Below are 20,054 nucleotides of genomic sequence, written 5' to 3' on the forward strand. Positions count from 1 at the left end.
AAGAGGTGTCAGCGACGACCAATGCGATCGTCGGGGGCGCTATTCCCGCAAGCGTGGGTACGGTGGCGACGTGACCACGCTTCGGACCCCGGCCAGCACGCCACGAACCACCGACCCGACCTGGTGGCGCGATGCCGTCGTCTACCAGGTCTACCCGCGCAGCTTCGCCGACACGGACGGCGACGGACTCGGTGACGTCGCGGGCATCACGAGCCGGGTGCCGTACTTGGCGTCGCTCGGTGTCGACGCGCTGTGGCTCTCCCCGTTCTTCCCGTCACCGCTCGCCGACGGCGGGTACGACGTCGCCGACTACCGGGCAGTCGACCCGAAGCTCGGGTCCCTCGAGGACCTCGACGCCCTGGTCCGCGCTGCGCACGAGCACGACCTCAAGGTCATCGTCGACATCGTGCCGAACCACACCTCGGACCAGCACGCGTGGTTCCGGGCCGCGCTGGCTGCTTCGCCGGGGTCGGCCGAGCGGGCGCGGTACGTGTTCCGCGAGGGGTCCGGTGCCTCCGGAGAACTGCCGCCGAGCGACTGGGTGTCGAACTTCGGCGGCAGCGCCTGGACCCGGGTGCCGGACGGCCAGTGGTACCTGCACCTGTTCGCCCCCGAGCAGCCCGACCTGGACTGGTCGAACCCCGAGGTCCGCGCCGACTTCGAGGACACCCTGCGCTTCTGGTCCGACCGCGGTGTCGACGGGTTCCGCGTGGACGTCGCGCACGGACTGGCGAAGGACCTGTCGACCCCGTACCGGCCGTCGAACGAGCAGGACCTGCCGCTCGACGGCTCCGACCCGCTGTACGACCGCGACGAGGTGCACGAGATCTTCGCCACCTGGCGCCACGTGCTCGACGAGTACGACCCGCCCCGTGCCGCGGTCGCCGAGGCCTGGGCCCCGGCACCACGCCGTGTCCTGTACGCCCGGCCGACGGAGCTCGGGCAGGCCTTCAACTTCGACCTGCTCGAGGCCCCGTTCGAACCCGACGCCTTCCGGCAGATCATCGAGCGCAACCTGGCCGCCTCGGAGCAGTCCGGCGCCTCGAGCACCTGGGTGCTGTCGAACCACGACGTCGTACGGCACCCCACCCGCTACGGCCTGCCGGACGGCACCAACACCGACGCGTGGCTCATGACGGACGGCACCTCGCCCGAGCTCGACCGTGCACGTGGGCTTCGTCGGGCGCGGGCGGCGACGCTGCTGATGCTCGCGCTGCCCGGTTCGTCGTACGTGTACCAGGGCGAGGAGCTCGGGTTGCACGAGGCCGCCGCGATCCCGCGCGACCTGCTGCAGGACCCGAAGTGGCTCCGCACCGGGCACACCGTGAAGGGCCGGGACGGCTGTCGCGTGCCGATCCCGTGGACGCGGTCCGGGCCGTCGTTCGGCTTCGGGGACGTCGCACCGCACCTGCCGCAGCCGCAGGACTTCGGGGAGTCCTCGGTCGAGGCCGAGGACGACGATCCCGAGTCGACCCTGTCGATGTACCGCCGGGCGCTCGCCACCCGCCGTCGGCTGCAGCAGGGGGAGACGCTGACGTGGCTGGAGTCCGGCTCCGAGGTCGTGGCGTTCGCGCGGCACGACGGCTGGCGGTCGGTCACGAACTTCGGCACCGCGCCGGTGCCCCTGCCCTCCGGCGCGGTCGTCGTCGCGTCCGGGCCGCTCGACGGGGTCGCGCCGGGGCTGCTGCCGGGTGAGACGACGGTGTGGCTGGCCTGAGCGGTCCGCTTGCGTCGTTCTTCCTCCACAGCCAGGAGGCCCGTGGCGGCGTTCCACAGATCGTCCCGCCGCCGCCCGGGGGTGACGTCCTGGTCGCGAGCATCGGGGCATGACAGATCCCACTGCTCCAGCTCCTGCTCCTTCCCCTGATCCGCGATCGCTCCGGTCGCGCGTCGTCCGTCGCCTCGCCGCGGCCTGCGCCACGCTGACCGCGCTCGGCGTGCTCGCGGCTCCGGCCGTCCTGCCGTCCGGCTCGAGCGCCGCTGCCCTCGACTTCCCGTACGTCAACCAGTTCTCCAGTGCGTCCGGGGGTGCCCTGCACGGGGACGCGGCGGTGTCCGGCGGTCGGCTGCGCCTGACCGACGACGTCCGGAACCAGGCGGGGGCGTGGTCGACGAACGACACGTTCCCGTCCGACACCGGGCTCGAGATCGAGTTCACGTACGCGATGTACACCGCGAAGGACGACCCCGGCGCCGACGGCCTGCTCCTGTACCTGGCCGACGGCGCCGCAGCGCAGGGCGTCGGGTCCTTCGGCGCCGGGCTCGGGTACGCCTGCCGCAAGGAGGCGACCGAGGGCGGCGGTCGTGAATGTGACCTGCCGGGTGTCCCCGGGGGCTTCGCCGCCGTCGCGATCGACCACTACGGCAACTTCTCCTCGCGCATCAACGGGTCCGGTCCGGGCGCGGAGCCCGACCACGTGGTGGTCCGCGGGTCGGGCAACGGGACCGAGGGCTACCGGTACGTCGCCGGTGCCGCGGCCCCCGGTGGCACGGTGACCGCCGGCTCCACGCCGCGGAAGGTCCGCATCACCCTGCTGCCCGACGACGACGGCGGACTCGCGGTCACCGTCCGGCTGCAGGCCGGCTCGACCATGCGCACCGTGCTCGACGCGGTCCCCCTGCACGGCGACGGGCAGGCCCCGCTGCCGAGCACGCTGCGGCTCGGGTTCGCGGGGGCCACCGGCAGCCACGTCGACAAGCACGAGGTCGACGCGCTGCGGGTCTGGAAGCCGGCGGACCTGGCGGTCGCGCACGACCTGCCCGCGACCGCCACGGCCGGTGAGCCGCTCCGCTACACCGTGACGGCGCGGAACCCCGGGCCGAACACCGCCGACCCGAGCCCGCTGCAGGTCGACGTGCCGGACGGCATCGAGGACGTCCGCTGGACCTGCACGGCGGCGGACGGCTCCGCCTGCGCCACCGCGTCGGGCACCGGGGACGTCGCGACCGACCTGTCCCTGCCCCGGGGTGGATCGGCCGTCGTGACCGTCGAGGGCCGCGTCGCCGAAGGCACGTCGGGGGCGCTGGAGAGCGTCGCGACCATCGCTCCGCCGACCTCGTTGTCCGACACGAACGAGGCCGACAACGCCTCGCGGGCGAGCACCAGCGTGACGGCCCCGGTGGTGGCGGCACACCTCGAGACGGACAAGTCGGTGTCACCGTCGACCGTCCGGCCCGGCGACGAGGTGGAGTACCTCGTGACCGCCCGGAACCGCGGGCCGGCGGTGGCGGAGCAGGTCGGTGCGGTCGACGACCTGCCCGAGGCGATGCGCTTCGCCGGCTCGGACGACGGGTGCACCGCCGAGGGGCAGCGGGTGACCTGCAGCTCCGAGGTGTCGCTCGACGTGGGGGAGACCCTGGACTTCCGGATCCGTGCCGTGCTCGACCCCGGGTACCAGGGGGACGGCTCCGACGTGGTGAACGTGGCGACGGCGACCTCCCCGACCGACCCGGACGGTGGAGACCCGTCGACCGGGGTGGCGATCGTCGTCAGACCGGACGACGAGGGGCCGGCACCGAGTCCCGCACCGACGACCGGCCCCGCGCCGGACGACGGCACCGGCGACGGCGGGGACGACGGCAACGGCAACGGCAACGGCGGCGGAACGGACGACGGTGCGGGTGACGGTTCCGGCGACGGGCGGGGCACCGGTGACCCCGCAGCCGATCGCGGGCCGGCCTCCCCCGCCGGGGCGCTCGCCTACACCGGCACCGAGGGGCTCGGCCTCGCCGCCGCGCTCGCCGCCGTGGCCGCGGCTGCGGGGTCCGTGTGCTGGTGGCTCGCCCGACGTCGTGCCCGCCGTGGCACCTCGACCGCGGACCCGCAGCAGCCCTGAGAGCACCGGGACGGCACCGCGGGACGGTGCCGTCCCGGCACGCGGGTGCGGACGGTCGCGCGGGTCGACCCCGCTCCGGTCGGGCGTCCACCCCACCGGCGGTAGGATCGGATCCACGATCCGCATGCCCGAAAGAGGTCTCGTGTCCGACACCGTGGACGACGCCACCACCGTGGACGACGCGACCCAGCGCGCGCGGTACTGGCCGATCCCGATCCTCCGCGCGGTCCCCGCAGCGATCGTCGCGCTCGTGATCACCTTCTCGACGAACCACGCCGCGGGCTACGGTCTGCTGCTGTTCGGCGGCTTCGCCCTCGTCGAGGGCCTGGTGCTCCTGTTCGCCGGGATCGCCCGACTGCCCCTCGACGGCCGTTCGCGCCGGACGACCCTGCTGCAGGCGGTCATCACCCTGCTGGCCGCGGTCGCCGGGTTCGCCTGCAACGGGTTCGGACTGCCGGCCTTCATCACGGTCGTCGTCGCGTTCGCCGTGCTGACCGGGGCCCTCGAGCTGTCGCAGGGTCTCCGTGCCCGTCGTCGTTCGCCCTTCGCCCGTGACTGGACCACGATCGGCGGTCTCACGCTGCTGCTCGCGATCGCCTTCCTCGTCACCCCGCCGGACTACTCCCAGCAGCTCGGTGGTGTGGAGCAGGTGAGCGGCATCCTCGACGCCTCGATCGTGCTCGTCGGCCTGCTCGGCGCGTACCTCGCCATCACGGCCGTCTTCCACGTGATCGCCGGCCTCTCGCACAAGTGGGGAACGGCCGCTCCGGCCGCCGCCCCGGACGGAGCACCACACGCATGACCACCCCCAGCCGTCGTGACCGCCTGCGCCCGGTCGAGCTCCTCGGGATCTCCGCGATCGTCGCGGTGTTCACCGGGCTCGTCGTGCTGTTCTCGACGCGGGAACTGCAGCTCGCCGTGATCTTCCTCGGCGTCGCGTTCATCGTGGTCGTCGTCGTGCTCGCGATGCTGCAGCTCGCCTCGTCGAGCGAGCAGGACGACAACGACATGCTCGGTGGGCACAAGACGCCCGGCGAGGGCGACGGCGACGACTTCCACTGACGGCTGAGCGTCGATCGCTGACGCCTGACGCCTGACGCCTGACGCCTGACGCCTGACGCCCGACGCTCGACCCGGCGGACACGCCCGGGGTCACGAATCCGTCACGGTCCTGTCAGGATCGCTCGTCCTGCCGACACCTCTGAGTGAAGGAGGTGGGATGTGGACGTGACGACCGGCACCGACACGGACGAGGGACTCGTCCGTGCGATGGCACAGGGGGACACCGGCGCGCTCGCCCGGGCGTTCGACCGGTACGCCGCCACCCTCACCCGTTACGGCCTGGGCGCTGGTCGACGACCGGTCCGACGTCGAGGAGATCGTGCAGGACGCGTTCCTGACGCTCTGGCAGCGCGCTGCGACCCTCGAACTGCCGGCCGACACGATGCTGCCGTGGCTGCTCGTCGTGTGCCGCAACCACGCCTTCAACACCGGGCGCAAGTAGGCCCGGCGCCGCGCGGACGAGCTCCCCGAGCACCTCGCCTCGCCCGCCGAGCACGACGAGGCCCGCGAGACCCTCCGCTGGGTCCGGGCCGAGATCGCCGCGCTCCCCGACCTCGACCGTCGCATCTGCGAGCTCTGCCTGCTCGAGGGCCACTCGTACGCCGAGGCCGCCGAACTCCTCGGGCTCACGGTCGGCGCGGTCACCCAACGGGTGTCCCGCAACCGTCGACGACTCAAGAAGGTGGTGATGCACGATGAACACTGAGCCTCCCGAGGGAGACGACCTGCAGCGCATGCTCGTCTCGATGAAGCAGAACGTCCTCGAACGTGCCGCACCGCTCCCGAAGCGTCGTCGTGGCCGGTCCGGGATCGTCATCGGCGTCGTCGCGCTGCTCGCCGTCGGCACTGCGACCGGTGCCGTCGCCCTGACCCTCTCGCAGCAGAACGCCGACCCGGTCGCCGCTCCCACCCAGACCCAGCAGCCGGAGCCCTCGCCGTCCGCGACCACGCCGAGCTCCGCCCCGATCACGGGTACCCCGACCCCGAAGCCCACCCCGACGTCGACACCGACCCCCGCCGCGGCGACCATCCCCACGGACTGTCGCGCGCTCGTCTCGGCAGCCGACTACGTCCGTTTCTTCGGTGACACTCCGCTGACGCAGCTCGACCCGCCGTCGGGGACGGACCGCGTTCCGGATGGTCAGGACCCGGAAGGCACCCAGTCGAAGGTCTCCTGCTCGTGGCGTGACCCGCGCGCGGACATCTCCGGGATCGAGGTCCGGGCCGGGACCGCCTCCGCAGCCACCATCCAGCGGGAGATCGAGGAGTTCCCCGCGTACGACGGCGGCGGGACGTGCACCGAGCGAGACGGCGGAACCTTCTGCCAGTCCCGCGGGATCGTGGAGCCGTACGGCGCCGAGAAGGCGTACACGTACTTCACCCGCGGTGACACCTGGATCACCATCGAACAGACCAACGTCCCGACCGACGGGCTCCTGGCCGCGCTCATCGCGACGTTCTGGGGGGACTGACGGCCTGGAGGCACGCGGCGGACCCGACCCGTGCCTCCAGTCCGTCGGTGGGGAAGCCCACTTCCCTGGTCACCCCACCCGCGCCGCCACGATGTCGCGCGCCAGCGTCCGGACCGCGCGGCTCGGTTCCGGGGACGTCCGGACCGCCAGGCCGATGCGGAGCGGTTCGACCTCGTCCTCCAGATCGAGCACCGCCCCGTCGTACCGCACCCCCGAGTCCGGCACGACCCCGACGCCGAGCCCGGCCGAGGCGAACCGCACCACGGCGGGCATGTCGTTCATCTCCGCGACGATGCGCCGACGGATCCCGAGCCGCTCGAGTGCCCCGTCGAGGATGATCCGGTTGCCGAACCCGTGCGCCGTGTCGACGAACGGCTCGTCGGCGAGTTCGGCGAGCGACACCGACGACCGGCCAGCGAGCGGGTGGTCCGACGCGGTGAACACCCGGAACGGCATCTCCCGCAACGGCTCCACGGCGACACCGGTCGGCGCGGTGGGCAGGCCCGTGTAGGCGATGTCGAGCCGCCCGGCGACCAGGTCCTGCACGAGGCCGGTCGTCCCCGACGGCGAGGTCATCAGCTCCACGGCGACGAGCGGGTGCTGCCGCCGGAACCGCTGCAGCACGCCCGTCAGGTCGACGATGTCCACGCTCGTGAAGATGCCGAGCCGCACCCGGCCCCGCAGGTCGGCGTCGTCGGCGGTGGCCAGGTCGCGCATCCGGTCGAGGGACTCGAGCACCGCGCGGGCGTGGGGGAGCAGGTCGTCACCGGCGGGGGTGAGCACGAGCTGCCGGCCCGTGCGGTCGAAGAGTCGCACCCCGAAGCTCCGCTCGAGTGAGGCGATGCCCGCGGACACCGTGGACTGCGCGGCCCAGAGCCGTTCCGCCGCGCGGGTGACGCTGCCCTCGGCGGCGACGGTGACGAACTGTTCGAGCAACCGGGTCTCCATCGCCCGAGTATCGACCTGCTCGATGGTTCACATCAAGCGCATCCGTTGGACTCGATGCTCTCCGAGCGCGACCATCGGAGCATGTCGACCGTCACCGAGACCCCGACGGGCACCGTCCCCGCCACCAGCGCCGCTCCCGCAACCGCGGGTGACCGCGTCGTCGCTCCCCGCGGGCGCCGTGCCCACACCCGGCGGCGCCACGGCTTCGGCTTCTGGGTCGTCGCCTTCGCGTTCCTCTCGGTGATGGCGTTCGCGACCGTCCCCGCGCCGCTCTACGTCATCTACCAGGCCCGCGACGGCTTCCCGACCTTCACGACGACGGTGATCTTCGCCGCGTACGGGGTCGGGGTCGTCGGGTCGCTGTACCTCGCGGGGCACCTCAGTGACGTGCACGGACGGCGGCCGCTCATCCTGGTGTCGATCGCCCTCGAGCTCGTCGCCGCCGTGCTCTTCCTGCTCTGGAACGACGTCACCGGCCTCATCGTCGCCCGGCTCGTGACCGGCCTCGGCGTCGGGACGCTCACCGCGACCGCGACGGCGCACCTCGGCGAGCTCCGGGTCCGGGCGACCGGTTCGAGCGACTCCGCGAAGGGCGCGAGCGTCGCCGCCGGGGCCGTGAACCTCGGTGGCCTGTCACTCGGCGCCCTCGTCGGCGGAGCACTCGCCGAGTTCGTCGGGCAGCCGCTCATGGTCCCCTACGTGGTGTTCGTGATCGCGCTGGCGGTCGCGTTCGTGCTGGTGCTCGCGGCGCCGGAGACGGTCGACCGTCCCGAGCAGCCCGTGGCCTACCGCCCGCAACGCATGCAGGCGCCGGAGGGGCAGGGTGCCGCGTTCTGGGCCGCCGGCGCAGCCGCGTTCGCCGCGCTCGCCGTGCAGGGCCTCTTCACCTCGGTCGCGCCGAGCTTCCTCGGCACCACGTTCCACGTCACCGACCGCCTGGCCGCCGGCGCCACGACCTTCGGGGTCTTCGCCGCGAGTGCGCTGTCGCAGATCGTGTTCGCCCGGCTGTCGCAGCGTGTGCAGATCCGACTCGGCATGGTGCTCCTGGTCATCGGGCTGGTCGTCCTGGCCGTCGCCGCGGTCCTGCTGCAGGTCGCCGGGTTCATCGGCGGCGGCGTCGTCGCGGGTGCCGGCGTCGGCCTGCTCTTCCGTGCCGCCATCGGCAGCGCCGCAGCACTGGTCGGCCCGGAGCGTCGGGGCGGCGTGCTCGCCGCCACGTTCCTCATCGCCTACGCCGGGCTCACCGTGCCGGTCGTGGCCGTCGGCGCGGCGCTCCTGGTGGTCCCGACGCTCCCCGTCCTGATCGGGTACGTGGTGCTCGTCGCCGTCCTGGCCGTCGTCGCCGGCACCCGCCTGGCCGCGCGCGCCTGACGCGGGGCGGGCCTCCCGTCCGCCCATCGCATCCCGCAACCAGGTTCCGGACACCGCACCACGTGATCACGCGGCGCCGTGTCCGGAACCTGGTTCCGTCGTGCGGCCGCACTCCCGGCATACTGGGCGGGTGCCCCGGAACCGCAACCGTCCCGTGATCACCGGCGTCGCGGCCGTCGTGGCCGCCGGGCTCCTCGCCGGCGGGCTGTTCCTGACGGCACGGCAGGGCGCTGACGACCCGACCATCGGCGGTTCGACCCTCGGCGCGACGACCGGTGCGGCATCGCCGTCGGGTGACAGCACCGTCACGATCACCCGCACGGGGCCGGACATACCCGGCTCCGCCGCCCTCGCACGGTGCGACGGCACGACCCGGGCGGCCGTCGCCCGGTACGAGACCGAGGCCCTCGGCCGCGTCACCCTGCAGTGCGGCACCGCTGCCCAGGGCTACGAGCACATCCGGGTGCGGCACACCGCCGACTGGCAGGACGTCGTCACCGGGCACGGCTCGCGGGACTGGGACGACGCCATGCTCACCGCGGTGCAGACGGCGCTCGAGGCCCCGCGCCCCGGGTTCCCGGTCGACGCCGGCGACGGCAAGGTCTGCTACGCCGCACCCGTCCGGTTCGACGACGGTTCGCGCCCCGACGAGGACCCGTACGTCAAGGTCATCGTCTCGGCCACCACCGACCGGGTGATCACGGCCTACCCCACGCGCACCGACGACTGCTGACCCGGTGGGCGGCGGCGCTGGCCACTGACGTCGTACGACACCGCCGTTGTCGTCCGACATCGGCCCTGTCGCAACCGGTGCCACGCAACAGTCCGCGTGTGCACGGAGCGACGATGTCGTCGTCGTACGACGTCGACCCTGTCGTTCCGCGTCGCCTCCCCCGTCGCCGCCAATCCCGACCGAGACCCGAGACGCACACGCCCCAGCACGCGACCTACGCGTGCACCTCGTACTCGTGCCGCCGGTGCGACACCGGCTCCAACTGGAACGTCGAGTGCTCCACCGGCACGTCGAAGTGCTCCGCCACGCACCGCTGCAGCTCGTCGAGGATCGCCGGGGCGTGCGCCGTCGAGAAGCAGTGGTCGTCCACCACCACGTGCGCCGTCAGGTTCGGCACCCCGGTCGCAACGAGTGTCGCGTGCAGGTCGTGCACCGCGATGACGTGGTCGAGCTCGAGGATGTGGCCGCGCACGTCGTCGAGGTCGAGCCCCGGCGGCGTCGACTCGAGCAGCACGTTCGCGGTCTCGCGCAGCAGCCGGATCGCCCGCGGCAGGATGAGCAGACCGATCAGGATCGCGGCCACGGAGTCCGCCCGCTCCCACCCGGTCAGCATGAGCACGATCGCCGCGATGATGACGGCGACCGAGCCGAGGGTGTCGTTGAGCACCTCGAGCCGGGCGGCCCGCGAGGTGAACCCTTCGCCCGAGGCCCGCAGCAGCACCGCGTAGGCCACGAGGTTGCCGACGAGCCCGACGATGCCGAAGACGAGCAGCGGCCCGGAGTGGATCTCCTCCGGCACGAACAGCCGCTGGACCGCCGAGATGATCACGTAGACCCCGACGGCGAGCAGGATCGCGGCCTGCGCCGTGGCACCGAGGACCTCGGCCCGCTGGAAGCCCCAGGTGCGCTGCGCGGTCGGGGACCGGCGGGCGAGCCGCGTCGCGACGAGCCCGATGCCGAGCCCGCCGGTGTCGACGACCATGTGCCCGGCGTCGACGAGCAGGGCGAGCGAACCGGTGACCACGGCGCCGACGACCTCGGCGAGCAGGATGCCCGCCGAGATGCAGAACGCGATGAGCAGGGCGCGCTCGGACGCGTGCCCGACGCCGTGCCCGTGGTCGTGTCCCATGTGCGACATCGTAGGGATCCGCACCGACGACATGCCAGGATCGTCACCGTGAGCGGGTCGCCCTACGAGCTGTCGACACCCCCCGAGGTGCTGGACCGGCTGCACCCTCGACTCCGCACGTACTTCGGTGCCGTCCCACCCGGACACGTCGGTCGCGGCGAGGGTGTGTTCCGCGTCGTCGGCACGCCGCGCCGCTGGCTGTGGCCGCTGCTCGCCGTGTTCGCGCGCGATGCGGTCATGTTCCCGGTCTGGGAGCGGGACGTCCCCTTCACGGTCGAGAACCGTCCGGCTCGCGTCCGACGCGGATCCGGGACCAGCCTGGAGGCCCGCCCCGCCGTCCGCGCGCACCGCACCTTCCGCTTCCGCTCCGGCACCCGCACGATGGTGGACGCCATCACCGCCGAACCCGACGGCCTGGTCGACCACCTCGGCCGCCGTGGGCGCGTCAGCGCCCTGCTCCGGGCGCAGGTCGACGCGCACGGCCCGAACGCGGGCGCCCTGCGCCTGGTCTCCGAGCGCGTGACGTTCCGCGCGCTGGGACGCGATCTGCGCCTCCCGGCCCTGATCGCACCGCGGGTGCTGCTCACAGAACGATTCGATGACGAAGCCGACCTGCAGCGCGTGTCCCTGGTGCTCACGGCGCCGGTGCTCGGCACGCTGTACCGGTACGAGGGGGCGTTCCGGTACGCCGTCGTGCCCGATGCCGGTCCTGAAGGGGGACGTTGATGGTCGAGCAGCAGAAGGTCGTGATCGCGGGAGCGAGCGGCTTCGTGGGGCGGTACCTGCGGGACGCCTTCACGGAAGAGGGCTACCGGGTCGTCACCATCGGCCGGACCGGGGACGCCGTGTGGGGCAACACCATGCGCATCCGGGAACTCGTCAACGGCGCCGCCCTGGTCGTGAACATGGCGGGCAAGAGCGTGAACTGCCGCTACGGCCGACGGAACCGCGCGGAGATCATGCGCTCCCGGGTGGACACCACACTCGAGCTCGCCGAGGCCATCCGGACGTCGGAGCACCCGACGCCTCTGTGGTTGAACGCCTCGACAGCGACGATCTACCGGCACGCAGACGACCGCCCGCAGGACGAGACGACGGGGGAGATCGGCGAGGGGTTCTCGGTCTCCGTCGCCCGCGCGTGGGAGGACGCGTTCTTCGGCGCCGACCTGCCCGCGACCCGTCGTGTGGCGCTCCGGATGGCGATCGTGTTCGGCGACGGCAGCGCGCTGCTGCCGCTCCTCCGGCTCGCGCAGGCCGGACTCGGCGGGCCGCAGTACGACGGGCCGTGGGTACCGACGCGCTCCCGGCTCCGCGCCGGCACGTACCACCACCACCGGCCGACCCACGGCCGACAGCGGTTCAGCTGGGTGCACATCGAGGACGTGCTCGGCTCGATCCGGTTCCTCCGCGACCACCCCGAGATCGAGGGGCCGGTGAACATCTCGAGCCCGAACCCGTCGGACAACCGCACCGTGATGGCGACCCTCCGCGACGCCGTCAGCCGCCGGTTCGGGGTGCCGACGTGGCGCTGGATGCTCGAGCTCGGGTCGTTCGCGATCCGCACCGAGACCGAACTCGTGCTGAAGAGCCGGTGGGTGGTGCCGACCCGGTTGACCCAGGCCGGCTACGAGTTCCGGTACCCGCACCTGCACGGGGCACTCGCAGGGATCATCGCGGAGCGCCGCCAGCACCGGGGGTGACGGTCGGGTCGAGATCGCGCGCACTGCCGCTCACGAGCGGTCCGGGCAGCACGTCGTGCGATCCCGGCGGCACGGCAGCGGCGCGTCGTTCGACCTCGTCGGCGGGGGCCGGTCGCGGACCGGCTCCCCGCGCCGGTCGCGACGACCACAGCACGGCGGCGACCACGACCGTGCCGGCGAGCACCTCGACGAGGTCAGGCACCTCGCCGAAGGCCGCCCACGACGCGAGCACCCCGACCACCGGCACGAGCATCGAGAACGGTGCGACGGTGCTCGACGGGTAGGTCGCCAGCAGCCGCGACCAGATGCCGTACCCCACCAGGGTCGCGACGACCACGATGTACAGCAGGCCGAGGTCCGCGGGCAGCGCCGACGCCGTGAACGCCGTGCCGAGTGCGGCACCGATGCGGTCGGGCCCCTCGACCACGAACGACAGCACGGCCATCGGGACCGGCGGCACGACCGACCACCACAGGGTCAGGTGCAGCGGGTTCGCCGCCCCCGCCCGCCGGGTCGCGACGTTGCCGATCGCCCACCCGAGCGCCCCGCACAGGGCGAGCACGACGGGCAGCAGGGCAGCGGTCTGCGAGCGGTGGAGGGCGATCAGGCCGAGGGCCGCGACGGCGACCGTCACCCCGACGACCTGTCGTCCGGTCAGCCGCTCACGCAGGAACACCCCGGCCAGCACGACGGTGAACGGTGCCGATGCCTGCAGCACGAGCGAGGCCAGCCCCGACGGCATGCCCGACGCCATGCTGAGGTACAGGAACGAGAACTGCAGCACCCCGAGCCCGAGGCCGACGAGCAGCAGCCGCCCGAACGGGATCCGCGGCCGCGGCACGAACAGCAGCGTCGGGACCGCCAGGATCGTGAACCGCAGCGCTGCGAGCAGGAACGGCGGGAAGTGCTCGAGCGCGAGTGCCGTCGCGGGGAAGTTCAGTCCCCAGACCACGGCCACGACGACGGCGAGCAGGCGGTCACGAGTGGTCATGGTCCGATCGTCCCCGGCCTCATGTTGTAGGTCCATCGAAACTCTTGCAACCGACGTTGTAGGGTCCCTGCATGGTCGACTTCGACGTACAGCTGCTCGCGGTCCTGCGCGAACTCGCCGAGCGGGGGAGCGTCACTGCCGTCGCCGAGGCCACCCACCGCACGCCGAGCGCCGTCTCCCAGCAGCTGCAGACCCTGCAGCGACAGATCGGGGTCCCGCTGGTCGAACGCGTCGGGCGCGGGGTCCGGCTGACCCCGCACGGCGAAGTGCTCGCGGGCCTGGCGTCCGGTGTCGCGACCGCGATCGCGCGGGTCGACGCCGCCTGGCAGGAGCACCTCGGCGGTGCGACCGGGCCGGTGTCCCTGGCGATCTTCCCGTCGGCGGCGGAGCTGCTGCTGCCCGGCGTGCTCACCCGGATGCAGGCGCACCCGGGCATCACGCTGACCCTGGTCGACGTGGACGTCAGCGAGGGGGAGTTCGCACCCCTCGCCGCGGACCACGACGTCGTCGTCGGGCACCGGTCGGACGGCGTCCGACCGGCCGACCAGGGATCGGTCGACACCGTGCCGCTGCTCCGCGAACCCCTCGACGTGGCCCTGCCGCCCGGGTACGCCTTGGCCGGCCGCGTACGCGTGGGCATCGACGAGGTCGTCGGGGAACGCTGGATCGGCGTCCCCGAGGGCTACCCGATCGACCGGGTGCTGCACGCGATGGCCGCGGCGACGGACACCCCACCGAGTGTCGCGTTCCGCACGATCCACCTGCCGGTCATCGAGAACCTGGTGGCGGCTGGCCACGGCATCGCACTCGTCCCGCGGTACACGTCTGGCACGCGGGCCGCCGGGCGCTTCCACCTGGCGGAACTCGCCGACGTCCGTGCCGGCCGCCGCATCGAGGCACTCGTCCGCCCGGACCGTGCCGTCCGTCCCGTGGTGCGCACCGTCCTGGAGGCGCTGGTCGCCGTGGCCCTGGACGTCACCACCTGAGACGGTCGCGCCCACTGCCGGGCGCACGCCGCGCCTCCAGTCCGCGGGCGGGCCGCGGCAGACCCGCTTCGTGAGCAGGAATGGTCGGGTCCCGATGCGGAACCCGACCATTCCTGCTCACGAACTGTGGCGGGGTGAGCGCGTCAGCGCACCTGGAACGGCGTGCCGAGCGGCAGGCGCTCCGCCAGGGCCGTGATGTCGGCGTTGTGCATGCGGATGCAGCCGTGCGAGGCCGCCGTGCCGATGCTCGACGTGTCGTCGGTGCCGTGCAGCCCGATCTGTCCGGGGCCGCCGCCGAACGAGTTGAGCACGTCGGAGAACGCCGTCGTGCCGTACGCGTACGGGCCGTAGCCCTCGTTCGTGGGCGCGAGCAGCTCGGTCAGCGCGAACCGACCGGTCGGCGACGGGGTGCCGCCCGTGCCGGTCGCGACGGGGTAGCTGTCGACGACCTTCCCTGCCTTGTACAGGTCGAGGGTGTTCGTCGAGCGGGTGACGACGATCGCGTACGGGTCCTCGGACAGGGTGAGCGCGCTCGTCGGCACCCAGCCGGTGCTGCCGTTCGGGCGCTGTGCGAGCTGCACCTCCGCCCAGCCGTCCTGCTGGTCGACGACCCGGAAGACGAGCGGGGCACCGGACGCCTGCGGGTTCTCGAGGGTCGTCGTGCTCGCGCCACCCGGCTTGCTGCTGACCGGGACGGACGCGCCGCTGACGGCGGCGACGGTGGTGCTGGCCGGGGCGTCGACCGCGTCGACCGGTGCTGCCGACCGGGTCGGCTTCGGTGTCGTCGTCGGGGTGGGCGTCGGTGCCGCGACGGACCGGGTCGATGTCGGGGCGGGTGCGGCTGACAGGGGACCGAGCGCGACGAACGCGACGGCCCCCGCACAGACGACGGCCACGGCGGCGGCGATCACAGTCGCACGCCGCCGTGGCTCGGTCGGGAGGATCGGCAAGATCAGCCCGTGAAGGTCGCCGTTCCGGGCACCGGGACGGCAACCGGAGCCGTGCCCGGGTCACCGGCAGCGGCCGGGTCGGCGGTGACGGTGAGCGCGGCCTGTGCAGCCTGCGCGGACGAAGCGCCGACGAGACCGACGCTGTAGGCGCCGGCGGCGTTCACGAAGTCGGCGGGCAGGACGATGGTGCCGGAGACGTTGCCCTCGGCGTCGGCGCGGAACGCGACCCCGGGGATCTCGGTGCCCTGAGCACCGGTGCCGACGCCGGCGCCGACGACCTCACCGGGGGCGAAGCCCGAGCCCTGGATGCGGACACCGGTGGTGGTGGCCTCGGTCAGGGTCGCGGTCGGGGTGAGGAGCTCGGCGGCCGCGGCGGGCTGCGGCGTGAAGTACGTCGTGGTGTCGTCGACGCGCAGCGCGGAGATCGAACCGCTGGCGTCGGCGGCGAGTGCCTGCCCGTTGACCTCGAGCGGCGCGGCGAGGCTCTTCAGCTCGGTGCCGGGAAGCCCGGTCGGTGCCGGAGCGCCGTCCACGGTCGGGGCCGGGGTGGGCTGATCGGTCGGAGCCGGCGTCTCGGTCGGCTCGGTCGGCGGCGCGGTGATCCCGTCGGCGATGTCGATGCCGACGTAGACGACGTAGCCGACGACCTCGGCGTCCGCGTCCCGCAGGTCGGCTGCGAGCTCGGTCGTCGACTCGACCTCGCCGGTCGTGGGGTCGATCCAGTTGCTGGTGCCGCTGATCGTGCCGCCACCGTCGGTGACGGGCTCGTCCGTGGCGAAGACCACGGACTGTGCGGTGGAGTCGTCGCCCTCCTGGACCGCGAGGCCGAAGCTCGTCGCGCCGGTCGTCGTCATGCTGATCCCGGCGGCGAGCGCGGGGACGGCAGCCGGGGCCACCGGCGTGTTCAGGCCGCGGACCAGCGCGACGGCTTCACCCTCGGAGACGGACAGGCCGTCCTCGTCGAGCGTGGCGTGGTCGGTGATCGTGCCCTCGCCACCCAGGTCGGTCACGGATGCCCAGTACCACTGGTCGTTCAGGGGGAACGTGCCGGTCGGCGCGGCCGTGAAGTCGTCGGCGGAGTCGGTCCAGGTGACGATGGCCGAAGCGGCGGTGCTCGTCACGACGGCGGTCGAGACCGTCGGGACGAGGGCGGCGGAGACGCCGAGCACGGTGGCGCCGACGGCGGCCGCGGTGATGCGAGAACGAAGCACGGTGTGGAGATCCATCCGGTCAGTGGACAGGGTGCATCCACTGCGACGCCCCCCGTGCTGAGATGTACTCAGCACCACGAATCTATCGAACCGCTCAGGATTGCGCACCCCCTGGCGGAGATCCGGCTGGACGGAGACCCGGCGGCGGACCGACGACCGTCCGGCCGACGGTCCACCGTGCTCAGACGTCGAGGTGGTCCACCAGCTCGTCCGCCAGGCCCGTGTAGGTCGCCGGCGTCAGGTTGGTCAGCCGGGCCTTCGCGCCGTCCGAGATGTCGAGACGGTTCACGAACACGATGAGGTCCTGCTGGCTCACACGCTTGCCGCGCGTGAGTTCCTTGAGCATCGCGTAGGGGTCCTCGATGTTCGACTGCCCGGCGGTGACCTCGGCACGGATGACCGTCTGGATGGCCTCGGCGAGCACCTCCCAGTTGTGGTCGAGGTCGTCGGCGAGCTTCGCCTCGTTCACGGCGATCTCGCCCAGGCCCCGGCGCAGGTTGTCGAGTGCGAGCAACGAGTGCCCGAACGCGACGCCGATGTTCCGCTGGGTGGTGGAGTCCGTCAGGTCGCGCTGCAGGCGGCTCGTCACGAGGGTCTCGGACAGCGTCGAGAAGAGCGCCGACGAGATCTCGAGGTTCGCCTCGGCGTTCTCGAACTTGATCGGGTTGATCTTGTGCGGCATCGTCGACGACCCGGTGGCACCGGCGACGGGGATCTGCGTGAAGTACCCCATCGAGATGTAGGTCCACACGTCGGTGGCCAGGTTGTGCAGGATCCGGTTGGCGTGACGCACCCGGTCGTACAGCTCGGCCTGCCAGTCGTGCGACTCGATCTGGGTGGTGAGCGGGTTCCACGTCAGGCCGAGGCCCTCGACGAACTCGCGGGACAGTGCGGGCCAGTCGGCCTCGGGGTCCGCGGCGAGGTGCGCCGAGAAGGTGCCGGTCGCGCCGGAGAACTTGCCGAGGTACTCGCCGCCCTCGATCTGGGCGAGCACGCGCTCGAGCCGGTAGACGACGACCGCGAGCTCCTTGCCGAGCGTCGTCGGGGTGGCCGGCTGACCGTGGGTGTGCGAGAGCATCGGCACGCTCTTCAGCTCGACGGCGAGCGTGCGGAGCTTCTCGATCACGGCGCGGAAGCCGGGCAGCCAGACCTGGTCGACGGTGTCCCGCACGGTGAGCGCGTAGGACAGGTTGTTGACGTCCTCGCTCGTGGCGGCGAAGTGGGTGAGCTCGGCGATCGCGTCGAGCCCGAGCTCGGACAGGCGGCGGCGCACGAAGTACTCGACGGCCTTGACGTCGTGACGGGTCGTCGCCTCGATCTCGGCGAGCTCCGCGATCTGGTCGTGGCCGAAGGTCGAGGCGATCGCGCGGAGTGCGGCCTTGTCGTCGACGCTGAGCGGCGAGGTGGTGAACATCGCGTGGTCGGTCAGGAAGATGAGCCACTCGACCTCGACCACGATGCGCGCGCGGTTGAGGCCGGCCTCGGAGAGGTGCTCGCCCACCGTGTGCACGATCGGGTAGTAGCGCCCGTCGAGCGGGCTGATCGGCTGCGGGGGAAGGGGGGTCATGGGGCTCCCTGACGGACTGCCGGCTCGAGCTGGTGGAAGAGCGCCCGGCAGGCACGTTCGACGGTCGAGAGCACTCGGTCGAACTCGTGCCGGTCCGCGTAGTACGGGTCCGGCACGTCGGTCTGCTGGGGCCAGGCGGCGTCGTACCGCAACAGGAGCGTCACCTTGGCGGAGTCGTCCATGGTCGGGGCCCACGAGCGCAGGATGCGTTCGTGGGAGCGGTCGAGTGCGACCACCAGGTCGAGGTCCGGGAACCGGTCCGGGTCGAACTGACGGGCGCGATGCCTGCTGCCATCGTATCCGCGCGCCGCCAGGGCTGCGATCGTGCGCTCGTCGGCGGGTTCCCCGACGTGCCAGTCACCGGTGCCGGCCGACTCCACCTGGAACCGGTCGGCGAGACCGGCGTCCGCGGCGATCTGCGCGAACACGACACCGGCCATGGGGGAGCGGCAGATGTTGCCGCTGCAGACGAACGAGACGCGGAACGGGGCGTCGACGTCCTGGGTCATGAGCACATCATGACGCAGGGCGGGGTCCGCCGCGAGGTCCGCCGACCTCACGCCCGCTGGCGGTTGAGGACCGGGCGAGCGAAGAGCCCGATCAGCCACGCGAAGACCGCGAGCACGAAGGCACCGACGATGCCCCAGCCGAAGGAGTCGACCTCGAGCCCGAAGCCGAACGCCTCCGAGATGCCCGCGACGATGAGCAGCAGGATCGCGTTCACGACGAACGAGATGAGCCCGAGCGTGAGGATGTAGATCGGGAACGCCACGATCCGGATGAGCGTGCCGATCACCGCGTTCACGAGGCCGAACACGAACGCCACGAGCAGGAAGGTGAGCACGGTCGCGGTGGTGCCGCCGTCACCGAACGGCGTCACGGAGACGCCGCTGACGATGAGCGTGGTGAGCCAGAGCGCGAGGGCGTTGACGACGAGGCGGACGAGGAATCGCATGTGCCCATGATGCCCTCGCTTCCCCTCGTGGGTGCCGTGTACGTGCCGGTAGCCTGTGCGGGTGAGCGAGCAGCGTGTGCACATCCGGCCCGAGGTGGCGGTCCTCCCCGCGTACAAGCAGGGACGCCAGGCGGCCGACTCCGCCTTCAAGCTGTCGAGTAACGAGAACCCGTTCCCGCCGCTCCCCGGGGTCGTCGAGGCCGTGCAGGCGCAGACCTCGTACAACCGCTACCCCGACGCCACCGCCCTCGCCGTGCGTGCCGTGCTGGCCAACCGCTTCGGCCTGACCGCCGAGCAGGTGCACGTCGCCCCGGGCAGCGTCGCGATCCTGCACGAGCTCGCCCGTGCCACCTCGGGCCCCGGCGACGAGGTCGTCTACGCCTGGCGCTCGTTCGAGGCGTACCCCGGCGTCGTCACGGTCGCCGGTGCCACCAGCGTGCCGGTGCCGAACCGCGCCGACGGCGGGCACGACCTCGACGCCATGGCCGCTGCCGTCACGGAGCGCACCCGCATGGTGATCGTCTGCTCGCCGAACAACCCGACGGGGCCGATCGTGACCGCCGACGAGTTCGACGCGTTCATGGCAGCGGTGCCGCAGTCGGTGCTGGTCGTGCTCGACGAGGCATACGCCGAGTTCGTCACCGACGAGACCGCCGTCCACGGTCACCCGTTGCTCGCCGCGCACCCCAACCTCGTGGTCCTCCGCACCTTCTCGAAGGCGTACGGGCTCGCGGGCCTCCGGGTGGGCTACGCGCTCGGCCCGGACTACGTGCTCGACGCGGTCCGCGCGTGCGCCATCCCACTGTCGGTGACCGCCCAGGGGCAGGCAGCGGCGCTGGCCAGCCTGGAACGCGAGGCCGAACTGCTCGAGCGCGTGTCCGAGATCGCGACCCTGCGGGACCGGATCGTCGGCGAGCTCCGCGCCCAGGGCTGGGACGTCCCGGACGCCCAGGGCAACTTCCTCTGGCTGCCGACGGGGGAGCGGACGGCCACCGCGGCAGCGGCGTTCGAGGACGCCGGGATCATCGTCCGGGCCTTCCCGCCGGAGGGCATCCGCATCTCGATCGGCGAGCACGAAGCTGTGGAAACGCTCCTCGAAACGGCCCGCTCACTTGTGGGGGACCTCCAGGTGGCCGACTAGTG

At 72.4% G+C, this 20,054-nt stretch carries 21 protein-coding genes; 13 read left to right on the forward strand and 8 right to left on the reverse strand.

The genetic code is table 11. From position 1 onward, the window contains the following. Nucleotides 1-70: 70 nt before the first annotated feature. The 7 genes from KK097_RS11025 to KK097_RS11050 all read left to right on the forward strand — a co-directional run bounded on the left by KK097_RS11025 (nucleotide 71) and on the right by KK097_RS11050 (nucleotide 6,370). On the forward strand, nucleotides 71-1,717 hold the full coding sequence (locus tag KK097_RS11025) for a glycoside hydrolase family 13 protein (protein ID WP_214544772.1): 1,647 nt from the start codon (nucleotides 71-73) through the stop codon (nucleotides 1,715-1,717). A 109-nt stretch (nucleotides 1,718-1,826) separates the two neighbouring features. Next, nucleotides 1,827-3,836 (forward strand): lectin-like domain-containing protein, encoded by a 2,010-nt coding sequence (locus KK097_RS11030; RefSeq protein WP_214544773.1) that lies wholly within the window; start codon nucleotides 1,827-1,829, stop codon nucleotides 3,834-3,836. A 142-nt stretch (nucleotides 3,837-3,978) separates the two neighbouring features. After that, nucleotides 3,979-4,638 carry a DUF308 domain-containing protein gene (locus KK097_RS11035; RefSeq protein ID WP_214544774.1) on the forward strand — a complete coding sequence of 220 codons (660 nt, stop codon included), beginning with the start codon at nucleotides 3,979-3,981 and terminating at the stop codon, nucleotides 4,636-4,638. After that, nucleotides 4,635-4,898 (forward strand): hypothetical protein, encoded by a 264-nt coding sequence (locus KK097_RS11040; RefSeq protein ID WP_027464979.1) that lies wholly within the window; start codon nucleotides 4,635-4,637, stop codon nucleotides 4,896-4,898. The genes KK097_RS11035 and KK097_RS11040 overlap by 4 nt, the downstream gene beginning before the upstream one ends. Nucleotides 4,899-5,217: 319 nt before the next feature. Next, on the forward strand, nucleotides 5,218-5,340 hold the full coding sequence (locus KK097_RS18100) for a hypothetical protein (protein ID WP_307858445.1): 123 nt from the start codon (nucleotides 5,218-5,220) through the stop codon (nucleotides 5,338-5,340). Between the two features lie 123 nt (nucleotides 5,341-5,463). Continuing rightward, nucleotides 5,464-5,604 (forward strand): RNA polymerase sigma factor, encoded by a 141-nt coding sequence (locus KK097_RS18105; protein WP_307858446.1) that lies wholly within the window; start codon nucleotides 5,464-5,466, stop codon nucleotides 5,602-5,604. Next, entirely contained in the window at nucleotides 5,594-6,370 is a 777-nt protein-coding gene (locus KK097_RS11050) for a hypothetical protein (RefSeq protein WP_214544776.1), read from the forward strand. The genes KK097_RS18105 and KK097_RS11050 overlap by 11 nt, the downstream gene beginning before the upstream one ends. A 69-nt stretch (nucleotides 6,371-6,439) precedes the next feature. Here the strand turns inward: KK097_RS11050 and KK097_RS11055 are convergent, their stop codons facing one another. Further along, nucleotides 6,440-7,318, reverse strand: a complete 879-nt coding sequence (locus KK097_RS11055) for a LysR family transcriptional regulator (protein ID WP_214544778.1) — start codon at nucleotides 7,316-7,318, stop codon at nucleotides 6,440-6,442. A gap of 81 nt (nucleotides 7,319-7,399) precedes the next feature. Here KK097_RS11055 and KK097_RS11060 point away from each other — a divergent pair, with 81 nt between their 5' ends. Together KK097_RS11060 and KK097_RS11065 are read left to right on the forward strand one after the other, a co-directional pair. After that, nucleotides 7,400-8,689 carry an MFS transporter gene (locus tag KK097_RS11060; protein ID WP_214544780.1) on the forward strand — a complete coding sequence of 430 codons (1,290 nt, stop codon included), beginning with the start codon at nucleotides 7,400-7,402 and terminating at the stop codon, nucleotides 8,687-8,689. Between the two features lie 130 nt (nucleotides 8,690-8,819). Beyond that, entirely contained in the window at nucleotides 8,820-9,422 is a 603-nt protein-coding gene (locus tag KK097_RS11065; protein ID WP_214544782.1) for a hypothetical protein, read from the forward strand. Between the two features lie 214 nt (nucleotides 9,423-9,636). Here the strand turns inward: KK097_RS11065 and KK097_RS11070 are convergent, their stop codons facing one another. Beyond that, nucleotides 9,637-10,551, reverse strand: coding sequence for a cation diffusion facilitator family transporter (locus KK097_RS11070; RefSeq protein WP_111046242.1), 915 nt, complete (start codon nucleotides 10,549-10,551; stop codon nucleotides 9,637-9,639). A gap of 48 nt (nucleotides 10,552-10,599) precedes the next feature. Between KK097_RS11070 and KK097_RS11075 the strand changes: the two genes are divergently transcribed. Together KK097_RS11075 and KK097_RS11080 are read left to right on the forward strand one after the other, a co-directional pair. Next, nucleotides 10,600-11,277, forward strand: a complete 678-nt coding sequence (locus KK097_RS11075) for a DUF4166 domain-containing protein (protein ID WP_214544784.1) — start codon at nucleotides 10,600-10,602, stop codon at nucleotides 11,275-11,277. Next, entirely contained in the window at nucleotides 11,277-12,251 is a 975-nt protein-coding gene (locus KK097_RS11080; RefSeq protein ID WP_214544785.1) for an epimerase, read from the forward strand. The genes KK097_RS11075 and KK097_RS11080 overlap by 1 nt, the downstream gene beginning before the upstream one ends. Here the strand turns inward: KK097_RS11080 and KK097_RS11085 are convergent. Continuing rightward, on the reverse strand, nucleotides 12,220-13,242 hold the full coding sequence (locus tag KK097_RS11085; RefSeq protein ID WP_250896649.1) for an EamA family transporter: 1,023 nt from the start codon (nucleotides 13,240-13,242) through the stop codon (nucleotides 12,220-12,222). The genes KK097_RS11080 and KK097_RS11085 overlap by 32 nt on opposite strands. Nucleotides 13,243-13,313: 71 nt before the next feature. Here KK097_RS11085 and KK097_RS11090 point away from each other — a divergent pair, with 71 nt between their 5' ends. Next, nucleotides 13,314-14,228 (forward strand): LysR family transcriptional regulator, encoded by a 915-nt coding sequence (locus KK097_RS11090; RefSeq protein WP_214544787.1) that lies wholly within the window; start codon nucleotides 13,314-13,316, stop codon nucleotides 14,226-14,228. A gap of 143 nt (nucleotides 14,229-14,371) precedes the next feature. On the opposite strand, the gene KK097_RS11095 is transcribed toward KK097_RS11090, so the two are convergent. The 5 genes from KK097_RS11095 to KK097_RS11115 all read right to left on the reverse strand — a co-directional run bounded on the left by KK097_RS11095 (nucleotide 14,372) and on the right by KK097_RS11115 (nucleotide 18,911). Next, the gene (locus KK097_RS11095) at nucleotides 14,372-15,139 is read right to left on the reverse strand and encodes a L,D-transpeptidase family protein (protein WP_214530044.1); all 768 of its coding nucleotides are present in this window, start codon (nucleotides 15,137-15,139) and stop codon (nucleotides 14,372-14,374) included. A 41-nt stretch (nucleotides 15,140-15,180) separates the two neighbouring features. Continuing rightward, nucleotides 15,181-16,404 carry a serine/threonine-protein kinase gene (locus tag KK097_RS11100; protein ID WP_214544789.1) on the reverse strand — a complete coding sequence of 408 codons (1,224 nt, stop codon included), beginning with the start codon at nucleotides 16,402-16,404 and terminating at the stop codon, nucleotides 15,181-15,183. 166 nt (nucleotides 16,405-16,570) lie between these two features. After that, nucleotides 16,571-17,956: an adenylosuccinate lyase gene (gene purB / locus KK097_RS11105; protein ID WP_214530031.1), complete on the reverse strand. Its 1,386-nt coding sequence runs from the start codon at nucleotides 17,954-17,956 to the stop codon at nucleotides 16,571-16,573. Then, complete coding sequence (locus KK097_RS11110; RefSeq protein ID WP_111110721.1) at nucleotides 17,953-18,465, reverse strand: low molecular weight protein-tyrosine-phosphatase; 513 nt, start codon at nucleotides 18,463-18,465, stop codon at nucleotides 17,953-17,955. The genes purB and KK097_RS11110 overlap by 4 nt, the downstream gene beginning before the upstream one ends. 47 nt (nucleotides 18,466-18,512) lie before the next feature. Then, complete coding sequence (locus KK097_RS11115) at nucleotides 18,513-18,911, reverse strand: phage holin family protein (protein WP_017886475.1); 399 nt, start codon at nucleotides 18,909-18,911, stop codon at nucleotides 18,513-18,515. Between the two features lie 61 nt (nucleotides 18,912-18,972). Here KK097_RS11115 and KK097_RS11120 point away from each other — a divergent pair, with 61 nt between their 5' ends. Beyond that, entirely contained in the window at nucleotides 18,973-20,052 is a 1,080-nt protein-coding gene (locus KK097_RS11120; protein WP_214530030.1) for a histidinol-phosphate transaminase, read from the forward strand. Nucleotides 20,053-20,054 lie beyond the last annotated feature (2 nt).

It is taken from the genome of Curtobacterium flaccumfaciens (assembly GCF_018598405.1).
GTDB classification, from domain to species: Bacteria; Actinomycetota; Actinomycetes; order Actinomycetales; family Microbacteriaceae; genus Curtobacterium; species Curtobacterium aurantiacum.